The organism is Streptomyces sp. WAC05292 (assembly GCF_003949955.1).
In the GTDB taxonomy this organism is placed as follows: Bacteria; Actinomycetota; Actinomycetes; order Streptomycetales; family Streptomycetaceae; genus Streptomyces; species Streptomyces globosus.
Genome location: NZ_RPSE01000153.1, coordinates 1 through 12923, shown reverse-complemented (window position 1 = coordinate 12923; position 12923 = coordinate 1). Strand labels below are relative to the sequence as shown.

The following is a 12923-nucleotide window of genomic DNA, read 5'->3' as shown; positions in this document are numbered from 1 at the left end:
GCCCGGGGCGGCGGGCGGGTCGGCGGGGTCCGCCGGCGGTTCGGGGTCGGCGTCCGCCTCGGCTTCGGCGTCCGCGTCGGCCTCCGCGTCCGGGTCCCCTTCGCCGTCGGGGACGGCTGCGCCCTACGCCTCGGCCGTCGTCCGGGCCGTGCGCGCCGCGTACGCGGGGAGCTGTCCGCCCGCGGCGTGGCGGGCGCCGGCCTTCACCGCCTCCGTGACGGTGGAGCCGCGGCCGGCGTCGGTCGAGTACCGGTGGGTGCGGCGCGGCGGGGGCTCCGCCGAAGGCTGGCGGTCCGCCCCCTACCCGGCCCACGGCGGGCTGGAGTTGCAGCACACCGAGCTCGCGCACCGGGCCGGCGGGACCCTGGAGGACGCGGTGCGCCTGGAAGTCCGGGGGCCGGCGGCGGTCTCGGAGTGGGTGGAGTTCTCGGTGGTGTGCGAGGAGGAGCCCCCTCCGGGCGGGTCCCCCTCCCCCGGTACGAGCGCCACGCCCGGCCCGGGGGCGTCCCCGGAGCCGGAACCGGAGCCGGACCCGCAGGCGGGCGGCGGGAGCGGGCCGGAGCCCGGGACCGGCAGCGGGCCGGAGCCCGGGGCCGAGTTCGACCCGGAGGCCACCGCATGAGCACGGCGGGCACGGGACTGCGCGCGTACGGGGCGCTGCGGGCGGCGGCCCGGGGCTTCCGGTCCGCCGCCCGCGGCGGTCAGGCGTTGTTGCGGAGGACGGGCAGGTAGCCGCCCGACTGCCCGGCGGCGGTCGGGTGGTAGGACTCCGAGATGTTGGCCCAGTTGACGCTGTGGAGCCAGGCGCTGCCGGAGCAGATCTCGTGGCCCGTGAAGGTGCCGACGACGGAGGCGAAGGTGAAGCCGTGGTCGGCGGCGCGCTTGGCGATGGCGGCGTTCAGGTGGTCGGACGCGCCGTTGATGGCGGCGCGCTCGCCCTCGGTGAGGCCGGCGATGCAGGTGCCGTTCAGCTGGTAGAAGCGGGGGTAGCCGAGGACGACGACGCGGGCGGCGGGAGCCTTGCCGCGGATGGAGTTGTAGACCCGGTCGAGTTGGGCGGGGAGGGTGGAGTCGACGTAGCCCTTGGCCTGGTTCACCCGGTTGACGCAGGTCGACTCGGACTGGAGCACACAGGTCGTCATGACGTCCGAGAATCCGGCGTCGTTGCCGCCGATGGTGATGCTGACCAGGTCCGTCCCCGAGTTCAGCGGTGCGAGCTGGTTGGCGACGACGTCGCCGGTGCGGGCTCCGGAGCAGGCGGTGAAGGCGAAGCTCTGCGGGGAGTTGGCGGCGGCCCACAGGGCCGGGTAGGCGCGGGAGGTGCGCTTGCAGGAGCCGCTGGCGGAGTCGTAGTTCCCGGCGCCGAGGCCCGAGGAGTACGAGTCGCCCAGGGCGACGTAGCCGAAGTCGGCGGAGGCTGCGGCCGCTTGGCCGGAACCGAACAGGGCGGCGCCGGCGGCGAGTAGGAGGGAGGAGGTCCAGGCGGCGAGGCGGGGCATGCTGCGCAGGGGCATGTGCGGCTCCTCGTGGGGGCGCTCGTGGGGGGGTTACTCGGGAGTCGGGGTTACTCCTGAGTCCGTGGTACCGGGAGCCGGGATTGGCCGGAAGTGTTCATGCCAAGGAGGTTCGGCGGAGGATTGGGCGCCGGACCTTCACCGCGCGGGTGTTTGGAGGGGGAGCCGGCAGGACAGGCCCTGGGCCGTTCCGGCGAAACACCGGTGCGCCGCGACGGCTCGTGCCGGATCATGGGCGCCATGCCAGCCAACCCCCATGACTCCCTGCCGATCCGGCTCACCGTCGACGACAGCGACTCCCCGGCGGACGTCGTCGACGCGCTGTTCCTCGGCCGGTTCGCCTCCGGCGAGCAGCCCTACTCGCGCAGCGTGAGCATCGAGCGGGTGAAGGCCGAGGCGACGCTGCTGCCGCCCGGCGCCGCCGTGCTCCGCGCGGCGCGCGACTCCGACCGCAGCGCCGTCCTGGCGGAGGGCGACGGCTGGACGGTGCTCGTCTCCCGCTGGAGCCGCGGGGCGGACGTGACGGTGACCGCCGTCACCGACGAGCTCGCCGAGGGCGTCCTCGGCGAGGCCGTCGAGGACGCGCAGGACGAGCCGGAACCGCAGCCGGAGAACGTCACCATGGGCTTCTGGTACGTCTCACCGCGCCGCGGCCCCCACCGCACGACCCGTCAGATCTCCGCGGGGACCTGGGCGGAGGTCCGCCGGAACTACACGGCGCCGGTGGCGTCCGCCATGGACCGCCTGATGAAGGTGACCCCGGACGACATCACCGGGCGGCTCCTGCTGCTGCACGGCCCGCCGGGCACGGGGAAGACGTCCGCACTGCGGACGCTGGCCCGGTCCTGGCGGGACTGGTGCCAGGTGGACTGCGTCCTCGACCCCGAGCGGCTCTTCAACGACGTCGGCTACCTGATGGACATCGCCATCGGCGAGGACGACGGCTCGGCCCGGGGCCGGTGGCGGCTGCTCCTGCTGGAGGACTGCGACGAGCTGATCCGCGGCGAGGCCCGCCACACCGCCGGGCAGGCGCTGTCGCGGCTGCTGAACCTGACGGACGGCCTGCTGGGCCAGGGGCGCAACGTCCTCGTCGGGGTGACGACCAACGAGGACCTGGAGCGGCTGCACCCCGCCGTGGTCCGCCCCGGCCGCTGCCTGGCCCGCATCGAGGTCGGCCGGCTCACGCACGGCGAGGCCGCGGAATGGCTGGGCGCGCAGGAGGACGTCCCCCGGGAGGGCGCGACGCTGGCGGAGCTGTACGCGCGCCTGCGCGGCGCCGGCCCGGCGGGCACGCTGCTGCCACCGCAGGACCACACCGCGGAGGCGGGCCTGTACCTCTGAGCCCTCCTCAGGCGTCGAAGCGGGCGCGGAGGGCGTCCAGGGCGGCGGCCGTCGCCTCCTCGAAGGTGAGGCCCAGGCGGCGGGCCCGCTCGGCGTAGGCCTGGGCGGCGGCGGCCGCCTCCCGCGCGGCGGAGTCGGCGGCGGCGGCGATGAACGTGCCGTGCCGGCCCCGCGTCTCGACCACGCCGTCCGCCTCCAGGACCCGGTAGGCCTTCGCGACGGTGTTGGCCGCGAGCCCCAGCTCCTCGGCGAGGCCCCGGACCGTCGGCAGCTTGTGTCCGACCGGCAGCCGGCCCGCGAGCGCCGCGTCGGCGATCTGGGTGCGCAGCTGCTCGTACGGGGCGGGGGCGCCGGCCGAGCCGTCGATGCGGATGTTCAGGTTCGTCGAGGTCACGGGCCGATTCTCCCCCATCCGCCGCGATATTCGCAGGCGTCGGGGCACCCCCGGCGCCTACGGTCGGCCCATGACCGTTGTGATCCGAGACCTCCGCCCGCTCGATCCCGCCGATGCGGAGGCCGTCGTACGGGTCCGCCGTGCGGCGCTGCCGTTCATGGTCTCCACGCCCGCCGGGGTCGCCTTCGAGCTGGCCTCCGCCCCCGCCGCGCGGCACGCGCGGATCCTCGTCGCCGAGGACGGCGCGGGGCTGGTGGTCGGGACGGCCCAGATCGGCATCGCCCACGACGGCGCCGAGCCCGGCCGGGCCTTCGTCAACGCCCAGGTGGACCCGGCGCACCGGCGGCGCGGGGCGGGGACGGCGCTGCTGCGCGCGGCCGAGGAGCACCTGGCCGCCTGCGGGGCGGTGGAGGTGTACGCCTGGGTGCTGGACGAGGGGCCGGCGCGGGCGTTCGCCGAGCGGCACGGATACCGGTCGAGCCGCTCCGCGCACTTCCTGCGCCTGGACCTGTCCGCGGCCGTCCTGCCCCCGGCCCCGGCCGAGCTGCCGGCGGGCGTCGAGCTGCGCCCCGGTTCGGCGTTCGCGGACGACCCGCGCCCGCTGTTCGAGGCGGACGCGGCGGCCTCCGCGGACGAGCCGGGCGACGTGCCCCTGCTGCTGGACGACTACGAGGAATGGCTGCGGACGATCTGGAGCGACCCGGAGCTCGACAAGGAGCTGACCTCGGTCGCGGTGGTGGACGGGACCGTCGCCGCGTTCACCGCGGCCCGTACCGACGGGGCGGCGCGCTACGGCTCGGCGATGACCGGCACCGTGCGGGCCTTCCGCGGGCGCGGCCTGGCCAAGCTCGCCAAGGCGGACTCGCTGCGCCGCGCCCGCGCGGCCGGCTACCGGGAGGCCTTCACCGGCAACGACACCGGGAACGGGCCGATGCTCGCGATCAACGAGTGGTTCGGGTACGAGGTCTGCGCGACGGAGGTCCGCTACGTGAAGCCGCTGCCCGGCCCCGCGGAGGGGGACGGGGACGGCGCCGGGGACGACGTGGCCGTGGCCCTCTCGAAGGCGGGCCGCACCAAGATCCGCTACCCGGCCCGGGTGCTGTCCGACGACGGCGACCGGATCACGGTCCGCGCCCGGTGGGCGGCCGGCGGCGTGCGCGACTTCGGCTTCGTCCGCTTCGAGCCGGGCGACGTCTTCACCGAGCACTACTGGCGCTCGCGCTGGTACGCGGTGAAGGAGGTGCGCACCGGCGGCGGCGCCCTGAAGGGCTGGTACTGCGACATCACGCGCCCGGCGGCGGTCGCGGGCGGTGAGATCCGCGTCGAGGACCTCGACCTCGACCTGTGGGTCTCGGCGGACGCGTCGGCCGTCCTGCGCCTGGACGAGGACGAGTTCGCGGCGAGCGGGCTGGCCGTCCGCGATCCGGAGGCCGCCGCCGAGGCCGTCCGCGCGCTGGACGCCCTCGACCGGCAGGCCCGCACCGCGGAGGGCCTCCGCGCCCTGCTCCGCTGACCCGGGCCGGCCGGCGGCCGCCCGGGAGCGGGGAGGCGGCCGGCCGGCCCGGGCGGCTCAGTCGAAGACCGAGGCGCAGGTGGTCGGTTCGGCGTTCGCCGGGTCGAGGGCGTTGAGCGCCTCGTGCCAGGCGATCCGGTCGGTCAGGGCGATGGTGAGGTGCTCGGAGAAGTCCAGGGGGCACAGGTCCTGGAGGACGACGTTGCGCACCTGGGACCCGCCGCCCTGGAGGAACCCGCTGCCGTACGGGGTGACCACCTGGTCGTACTTGGTGGCGATCACCGTGTACCGGACCCCGGGCACGGTGTCGCCGGGCGCGTTGAGCTTGGCGAGGAAGGGCGATCCGGCGATCTGGTCGGCGAGCGCGGGGGTCTTCGTGCTGATCAGGTCCTCGGCGCCGGGGAAGTAGGGCAGCAGCTTGGTGAGCCCGCTCAGGGTGGTGCCGTGGTTGTCGGGGGCCAGGCCCACCAGGGCGTTGACCTTGTCGGCGCCGCCGAGGAACTTCAGGTAGTAGTTCGGCATCATGCCGCCCTGGGAGTGGCCGACGATGTCGGCCTTGCGCGCACCGGTCGCACCGAGCACCCGGTCGACGTACGCGGAGAGCTGCTCGGCGGACTTGTCGACGGGGCCGAGCCCGTGGAAGAAGGGCACGCCGGGGAGCTGGCCGTAGTCGAGGGAGAAGACGCAGTACCCGCGGTGGACGAGGTACGGGGCGAACCCGAGCCAGTTGTCGACGGAGTTGCCGAGGGTTCCGTGGACGAGGACGACCGGGCGGGGGTGGGCGGCGGAGGGCTTGCAGGAGAAGTCGTTCCAGCCACTGCTGGGGGCGGTGTCGGCCTGGGCGGTTCCGGACGGGGCGGCGAGTGCGGCGGCGGTGAGGACGAGGACGGCCAGCGGGCGGAGCAGGCGTCGCCAGGGCAGCATCGGGTGATCTCCTTGCGGGTCAAGGGGAAGGGACGTGGGGGTTCAATCCCGTGATCCGGATCACAAGGGGTGCTGCTCACGCCAAATTACGGGCGGGTAGCAATACAGGGAAGTTACGCGTCGGTAAAAAAGTCACGTGTCGACTGCGCCGCGACCGCTCCCCTGCTAGGCCGCAAGCGTGCCGCGAGCAATGGCGTGCGGACCGAAGCGCGCCCGCACCCGGTCGGCGACCGCCTCCAGGCGCCGCGCCTTCTCGTCCTCGGGGTCGAAGCTCAGCTGGTGGGCCGCCCGTTCGGCCGGGGCGAGCTCCTCGACCCGCAGCGACAGCGCCCGTACGCGGGCCCGCTGGAGGCCCAGCGCCGCGTACAGGGCGTAGGCCGCGGCGGTCAAGTCGGCCGAGTGCGCGGTGGGTTCGGCCAGGGTCCTCGTACGGGTGAGGCCGGTGCGGTCGGCGCAGCGCACGGTGAGGGAGACGGCCCGGCAGACCTGCCCGCGGGCGCGGAGGAGCGCGCCGAGCTCCTCGGTCAGCGACAGCAGCGCGCGGCGGTGCCGTACGGGGTCCAGCTCGTCGCGGGCGAAGGGCCGCTCGGCGGCCAGGGAGCGGGCCGCGGCGCCGGGCCGGACCGGGGTGCGGTCGATGCCGAGGGCGCGTTCGTGCACCTCGCGGCCGACCCGGGCGCCGAGGAGGCGGCGCAGGACGGCGGGGGGCGCGGCGGCGACGCGGCCGACCGAGTCGAGGCCGTACGCGCACAGGGTGCGGGCCGCCTTGGGGCCGACGCCGTGGAGGGCGGCGACGGGCTTGCGGTCCAGGAACTCCCGTACCGCGCCCGGGTCCGGGCCGACGCGGACGGTCCGCCCGCAGGGTGCCCCGGCGGCGGCCATCCGGGCCAGCATCGGGTTGCCTGCGATGCCGATCGCGCAGTCGACGCCGTAGCGGGCGAGGGCGCGGACCCGTATCAGCGCGGCCAGTTCGGGGGCGCTGCGGCCGAAGTAGCGCAGGGCGCCGCGGACGTCGAGGAGCGCGGTGTCGGGCGGGGCCGGCTGCACGAGGGGGGTGAGCTCGCCGAGCAGTTCGAGCAGGCCGGTGTAGAGCGGGGCGCCGAGCGGCTCCCCGTCCAGTCGGCGCAGGCGGACGCAGAGCACGGTTGCGCCGGCGGCGGCCCCCGGGCCGGCCGCGGGTGCGGTCCCGGGCCCGGCGGCCGGCTGCCCGGCCGCCGCCCCGCGCTGCCCGGTCGCCCCGCGCCCGGTCATCCCGCGCTCCCCGGGCTCGCGTGCCACAGCCGGCGCCCCGTCGCCGCGCCCTCCCCGGCCGGCCGGAGATCCGCCCACGGGTTCATCTCGTAGCCCGTGGGCAGGTGGATCCGGCGGCCGCCGGAGGGGTCCGCGCCGGCCTCTCCGCCGGCGGGCGGGCCGGCGGGTTCGGCGAGCCTCTGCGCGACGGCGTCCAGCCCGCCGGCCTCGCGCAGTTCGACCAGCTCGGCCAGGTTCCAGGCGGCCGAGGCGACCACGCTCAGGCTCTGCGGGCCGCGGCGCTGTACGACGCCCCTGACCAGCAGCAGGAACGAGTGGAAGACGGTGTGCGCGCACGCCTCGTGGCTGTCGTCGAAGAAGGCCAGGTCGACCAGGCCGGTCCCGTCGTCGAGGGTGCTGAAGATGACCCGCCGGCCGGACCGGATCGGCGGGGTCTGGGTGGCCGCCTTGGCGCCCGCGACCAGGACGGTTCGGCCGTGCCCGACCTCGCGCAGCCGGTCGGCGGGGACGACGCCCAGCTCCGCCAGGAAGGCGCGGTGGTCCCCCATCAGGTGGCGGGAGGCGTCCATGCCGAGGACGCCCAGCTCGGCGCTGAGCCGCTCCGCGTCGGTCAGGTCGGGCAGGCCGACCGCGGCCGTGGACCGGCCGCCGTCCAGCGGGAGCTGGGCGCTGCGGGGGCCGCCGCCGCGGGCTCCGGCGGCGCGCTGCGCGCCGTGCAGTTCCGACAGGTGCAGCAGCAGGTCGCGCCGGTTGGCGCCGAAGGAGTCCAGGGCGCCGACCTGGGCCAGGCGCTGGGCGACGGGGTGGCCGGGGTGTGCCCGCTCCCAGAAGTCGCGCAGCGACCCGTACGGCTGCTCCGCCTCGATCCGCGCCGCCTCCGCATCGCTGATGCCGTGGACGTCGTCGAGGGCGAGCCGGAGCCCCCACACCGGCGGCCCGCCCCCTTGATCGGACACCAGTTCGATGCGATGGGCGGCCGCCGAGCGGTTCACGTCCAGGGGCAGCACCGGCACGCCCCGCCGCCGGGCGTCGGCGAGGAGCAGCCGCTTGGGGTACATGCCCGGGTCGTGGGTGAGCAGCCCGGCGTAGAAGGCGGCCGGGTGGTGGGCCTTGAGCCACGCCGACTGGTACGTCGGCACCGCGAAGGCCACGGCGTGCGCCTTGCAGAAGCCGTAGCTGCCGAACGCCTCGACGATCTCCCAGGTGCGGGCGATCACCTCGGCCGGGTAGCCCCGCTCGGCGGCCTTCGCCGCGAACCACACCTTGATCCGCGGCTGGGACTCCGCGTCGGAGAGCCCGCGCCGCACGCGGTCCGCCTCGTCCCGCCCGCAGCCGGTCATGACGTGCACGATCTCGATGACCTGCTCGTGGAAGACCACCACCCCGTACGTCTCCGCCAGCGCGGGCTCCAGGTGCGGGTGCGGGAAGCGGACCGGGGCCCGCCCGTGCCGGGCCTCGATGAACGGCCGGACCATGTCGGCGGCGACCGGGCCGGGCCGGAAGAGGGAGATGTCCACGACGAGGTCGTGGAAGGTCGACGGCTGGAGCCGGCCCACCAGGTCGCGCTGGCCCGGGGATTCGATCTGGAAGCAGCCCAGGGTCTCGGCGGAGCGGATGAGCTCGTACGTGGCCGGGTCGCCCGGCGGGACCTGTTCCGGATCGTCCAGGTCGAGCTCCTTCCCCGTGGCCCGCCGGATCTCGGCGACGGCGTGCGCCATCGCGGACTGCATCCGCACGCCGAGCACGTCGAGCTTGAGCAGGCCGAGCTCCTCCACGTCGTCCTTGTCGAACTGGGACATGGGGAAGCCCTCGCCGCTGGTGGGCACCACGGGGGTGCGGGCGAGCAGGGAGGCGTCGGAGAGCAGCACGCCGCACGGGTGCATGGCGATCCCGCGGGGCAGCGCGTCCAGCGCCTCGACGAGCTCCCACAGCCGCCCGTGCCGCTCCTCGCGCACGGCGCGCAGTTCGGGGAGTTCGGCCAGGGCCGCGCGGGCGTCGCGGGCGCGGACGTGCGGGAAGGCCTTGGCGAGGCGGTCGACCTCGGCCGGGTCCATGGACAGGGCGGCGCCCACGTCGCGGATGGCGTGCCGGACGCGGTAGGTCTCGGGCATGGCGACGGTCGCGACGCGCTCGGCGCCGAACCGGTCGATGATGCGCCGGTAGACCTCCAGGCGGCGGGCCGACTCCACGTCGATGTCGATGTCGGGCAGGACGCGGCGGCGGCGGGAGAGGAACCGCTCCATCAGCAGGCCCTGCTCGACGGGGTCGGCGTGGGCGATCCCGAGGAGGTGGTTGACGAGGGAGCCGGCGCCGGATCCGCGGGCGGCGGTGCGGATGCCCATCCCGCGTACGTCGTCGACGACCTGGGCCACCGTCAGGAAGTACGGGGCGAAGCCGTGGTAGGCGATGATGTCGAGCTCGTGGTGCATCCGCTCCCAGTACGCGGGCTTGCCGGCGTAGCCGCGCAGCACCATGCCGGCGGCGGCCCGCGAGGCGAGGACCCGCTGGGCGGTGCGGTGGCCGGCGCCGACGAGGCGGGCCTCGGGGAAGTGCACGGACCCGATGCCGAGGTCGTCCTCGGGGTCCACCGCGCACGCGTCGGCGGTGTGCCGGGTCTCCGCGAGGAGCCGGCGGGCGTCGCCCGGCCCGAGGCCGGCGGCCCGGGTGATCCGCTCGGCGGCGTCGGCCATGGCGGCCGGGTCCTTCAGCCAGCGCTCGCCGCTGTCGAGGGGGCCCCGCGGGTCGACCGGCACCAGGCGGCGGGCCGCGTCGAGGACGTCGGCGACCGGCCCCTGCCCGGGGTCGGCGTAGCGGACGGCGTTGGTGAGGACGGCGCGCACCCCCTGTTCGGCGGCGAAGCCGACCGTACGGGCGGCCAGCCGCAGGGAGCCGGGCCCGGTACCGGTGCGGCCGTGGTGGACGGCCTCCAGGCGCAGGGCGTCCCCGTACACCTCCCGCCAGGGCGCGAGCAGCCGCGCGGCCCGGTCGGGCCGGCCGGCGGCCAGGGCGCGGCCGACCTCGGAGCCGGGTCCGAGCAGGGCGAACACGCCGGTTCCGGACAGCTCCGCCCAGGGCAGTACGGGCAGGCCGGACGGGGCGGCGGCGGGGGCGCCCGCGTGGGCGGCGGTGACCATCCGGCACAGCTCCGCCCAGCCGGCGGCGCCGTCGCGGGCGAGGAAGACGGCCCGGGGGGCGGACTCGTCGACGAAGGCCCCGCCCTTGGCGGGGGTCCGCCGGCGCCGGGACGCCTCCGCGGCCCGCCCGGCGGGAGCAGGGGCGGAAGCGGAACCCGGGGCGGCGGCCACGGCGAGGTCCACCCCGAACAGCGGCCGGACCCCGGCCTTGGCGCAGGCCTTCGCGAACCGCACCGCGCCCGCGAGGGTGTCGCGGTCGGTCAGGGCGAGGGCGTCCATGCCCCGCTCCGCGGCACGCTCCGCCAGCCGTTCCGGATGGGAGCCTCCGTAGCGCATGGAGAACCCCGAAACGGTGTGCAGATGCGTGAACCCTGGCACCCGCGCCTCCTGCTCTCCTCGGTGTCACCTCCCCCGCTCTCCACCATAAGGCAATTCGAATACCCGTGCGAAACAGTTGTTCGATCATCCGGCGGCCGCTCCTCATGCGCTTCCGCTTCCGCCGTCACCCGTTCAGCGCTCCCCTGCTGCGCTCCCCCTCCTGCCCGCCGAGCGTGTGAGACATGACCCAGAGCACCGAAGAGAGCCGCGACGCCCCCGGGCCCGGCGGGTTCGCCGCCGAGATCAAGGACGCGGTGAGCGCCCGGGCCGCCCTGCTGGTGCTGGGCGTGCTGGCCCTCCAGCTCGCCTTCGCCGCCTCCTACCTCGGGGCCTTCCACGCCCCCCGGCCCAGCGGGATCCGCCTCGCCGTCGCCGCCCCCTCCGCGCCGGCCGCCGAGGAGACCGCGCGGCAGCTCGACGGCCTGGACGGCGATCCGCTCGACGCCCACGCGGTGTCCGGCGAGGCGGCAGCGCTCCGCGAGGTCCGCACCCGCGAGGCCGAGGGCGCGCTGATCGTCCGGTCGGGCGGCGGGCCCGACCGGCTGCTGGTCACGAGCGGCGCCGGCGCCTCCCTCTCCCAGGCCCTGGAGCAGGTCGTCGGCCTCGCCGAGGAGTCCCGGGGCCGCACCCTCCAGGTCGTCGACGCCGTCCCGGCCGACGCGGGGGACGCCCGGGGCCTGAGCTCCTTCTACCTCGTCGTCGGCTGGTGCGTGGGCGGCTACCTGTGCGCCGCGGCCCTCGCGGTCAGCGCCGGCGCCCGCCCCGCGAACACCGCCCGCGCCGCGATCCGGCTCGGCGCGCTGCTCGTGTACGCGGCAGTCGCCGGGCTGCTCGGCGCGGTGATCGCGGGCCCGGTGCTGGGGGCTCTGCCCGGCGGGACGGCGGCCCTGTGGGGGCTGGGCACGATGGTGGTCTTCGCGGTCGGCGCGATCACCCTGGCCCTGCAGGGGCTGGCCGGGGTGGTCGGCATCGGCCTGGCGATCCTGCTGGTGGTGGTCATCGGCAACCCGAGTGCGGGCGGCGCCTACGCGTACGCGCTGCTGCCGCCGTTCTGGCAGGCCGTCGGCCCGGCCCTGCCGCCGGGCGCGGGGACGTACGCGGCGCGCTCGCTCGCGTACTTCGGCGGCCACGGCACGACCGGGCCGCTGCTGGTGCTGGCCGCGTGGGCGGTGGGCGGCGCGGCCGTCACCCTGGCCTGCGCGGCCTTCCGCGGGGGCCGCCCCGGAGCCCCCGTCGGCAGCGGCCTCCCCGAGGAGCGGGTCGCCGCCTGAGCGGCGCACGCAGCGGCCCGCCCGGGGTCCGGGGCCCGGGCGGGCCGCTGCGTTCCCGACGGGTCAGTAGACGCTGACCCCGTAGGCGTTCAGGGCCTCGACGACCGGCTGGAAGAAGGTCGTCCCGCCCGTGGAGCAGTTGCCGCTGCCGCCGGAGGTGAGTCCGACCGCGCGGGTGCCGGAGTACAGGGGGCCGCCGCTGTCGCCGGGCTCGGCGCAGACGTTGGTGCGGATCATGCCGTAGACGATGTCGCCGTTGCCGTAGTTCACGGTGGCGTTCAGGCCGGTCACGGAGCCGCTGTGGGTGCCGGTGGTGGAGCCTCGGCGGGTCACCGACATGCCGACGGTGGCGTTGACGGCGCTGGTGATGTCCTGGCTGCCGACGGTCCCGGGGTGGGACAGCGAGGTGTTGTCGTAGCGGACGAGGCCGTAGTCGTTGTTGGGGAAGCTCGAACCCACGGTCGGGCCGATCGCCGTGGTGCGCGCCGAGTTCGTGTACCAGGTGCCCGCGCCGTCGGTGCAGTGGCCGGCGGTCAGGATGTAGTAGGTGGTGCCGCTGCGGACGTTGAAGCCCGCCGAGCAGCGCCAGCTGGACGCGTAGATCGCGTCGCCGCCGGCGACCAGCTTGCGCAGCTGGCCGGGGATGCGCTCGATGCGCAGGGCGGCGGCGTCGGCTCCGGCCTCCTTGCGGATCCTGGCGAGGTCCGCCTCGGTGACGGTGGAGTCGGCGGCGACCACCAGGGTGCCGTTGGCGGGGTTGGTGTACCAGGCCGTGCCGGCGACGTCGGCCCGCTGGACGGAGGCGCCTGCCGCCGCGAGCCGTGCGGCGCTGAAGCCGCTGTCCGCGCTGGCGGCGGTGGGCGCGGCGAGCCCGGCGACGGCAGCCAGGCCTGCGGCCACTGCGAGCAGCCGGGTACGGGTGATGCTCTTGATCCTCACTTCTCGTCCTCCCGGGAGGGATCGGGGGCCCGGCGGTGTGGGGGAGCCGGAGCCCGTGAGGCGCGGCCGGGGGTACGGCGGGCGCACAGTTTTCGTCGTGCCCCTGACAAATCCCCGGGTGGCGCTGACGGGAGTGTCGCGGCGCCGGAAAGCGGGGACAAGGGCGTGTTTCGGCCTCCGCCCGCCCGCGGCCGCCCCGGGCGGCGGGGGGCCGCCCGGCGGTGGGAGCGAGCGGAAGACGTGGTCGGCGGAGCCGGGGGGCGG

9 protein-coding genes and 2 pseudogenes are annotated in these 12923 nt (G+C 76.1%); 5 read left to right on the top strand and 6 right to left on the bottom strand.

The window, feature by feature from the left end:
- Window positions 1-622, top strand: a pseudogene (locus EF903_RS17645) (hypothetical protein); the annotation flags it as partial.
- Window positions 623-701: 79 nt separating this feature from the next.
- On the opposite strand, the gene EF903_RS17640 reads toward EF903_RS17645, so the two are convergent.
- Complete coding sequence (locus EF903_RS17640) at window positions 702-1514, bottom strand: SGNH/GDSL hydrolase family protein (RefSeq protein WP_312845936.1); 813 nt, start codon at window positions 1512-1514, stop codon at window positions 702-704.
- Window positions 1515-1754: 240 nt separating this feature from the next.
- Here EF903_RS17640 and EF903_RS17635 point away from each other — a divergent pair, with 240 nt between their 5' ends.
- A complete protein-coding gene (locus tag EF903_RS17635) occupies window positions 1755-2855 on the top strand; it encodes a DUF5925 domain-containing protein (RefSeq protein ID WP_125544259.1) in 1101 nt (366 codons plus the stop codon).
- A 7-nt stretch (window positions 2856-2862) separates the two neighbouring features.
- Here EF903_RS17635 and EF903_RS17630 read toward each other — a convergent pair whose 3' ends face one another.
- Window positions 2863-3267: a GntR family transcriptional regulator gene (locus EF903_RS17630; protein WP_125544257.1), complete on the bottom strand. Its 405-nt coding sequence runs from the start codon at window positions 3265-3267 to the stop codon at window positions 2863-2865.
- 52 nt (window positions 3268-3319) lie between these two features.
- On the opposite strand from EF903_RS17630, the pseudogene EF903_RS35280 reads away from it, so the two are divergent.
- Both EF903_RS35280 and EF903_RS35275 read left to right on the top strand, forming a co-directional pair.
- A pseudogene (locus EF903_RS35280) lies at window positions 3320-4249 on the top strand (GNAT family N-acetyltransferase); the annotation flags it as partial.
- Complete coding sequence (locus tag EF903_RS35275) at window positions 4238-4762, top strand: DUF402 domain-containing protein (protein WP_260615515.1); 525 nt, start codon at window positions 4238-4240, stop codon at window positions 4760-4762. The pseudogene EF903_RS35280 and the gene EF903_RS35275, both read left to right, overlap by 12 nt.
- 57 nt (window positions 4763-4819) lie before the next feature.
- On the opposite strand, the gene EF903_RS17620 is transcribed toward EF903_RS35275, so the two are convergent.
- The 3 genes from EF903_RS17620 to EF903_RS17610 form a co-directional block, all read right to left on the bottom strand.
- A complete protein-coding gene (locus tag EF903_RS17620; RefSeq protein WP_125544253.1) occupies window positions 4820-5686 on the bottom strand; it encodes a triacylglycerol lipase in 867 nt (288 codons plus the stop codon).
- Window positions 5687-5851: 165 nt separating this feature from the next.
- Entirely contained in the window at window positions 5852-6937 is a 1086-nt protein-coding gene (locus tag EF903_RS17615) for a hypothetical protein (RefSeq protein ID WP_125544251.1), read from the bottom strand.
- The gene (locus tag EF903_RS17610; protein WP_125544249.1) at window positions 6934-10449 is read right to left on the bottom strand and encodes a DNA polymerase III subunit alpha; all 3516 of its coding nucleotides are present in this window, start codon (window positions 10447-10449) and stop codon (window positions 6934-6936) included. Before EF903_RS17610 ends, EF903_RS17615 begins: the two co-directional genes overlap by 4 nt.
- A gap of 182 nt (window positions 10450-10631) precedes the next feature.
- Between EF903_RS17610 and EF903_RS17605 the strand changes: the two genes are divergently transcribed.
- On the top strand, window positions 10632-11720 hold the full coding sequence (locus EF903_RS17605; protein ID WP_125544247.1) for a DUF3533 domain-containing protein: 1089 nt from the start codon (window positions 10632-10634) through the stop codon (window positions 11718-11720).
- 63 nt (window positions 11721-11783) lie between these two features.
- Here the strand turns inward: EF903_RS17605 and EF903_RS17600 are convergent, their stop codons facing one another.
- The gene (locus EF903_RS17600; RefSeq protein ID WP_125544245.1) at window positions 11784-12659 is read right to left on the bottom strand and encodes a S1 family peptidase; all 876 of its coding nucleotides are present in this window, start codon (window positions 12657-12659) and stop codon (window positions 11784-11786) included.
- Between the last annotated feature and the right edge of the window lie 264 nt (window positions 12660-12923).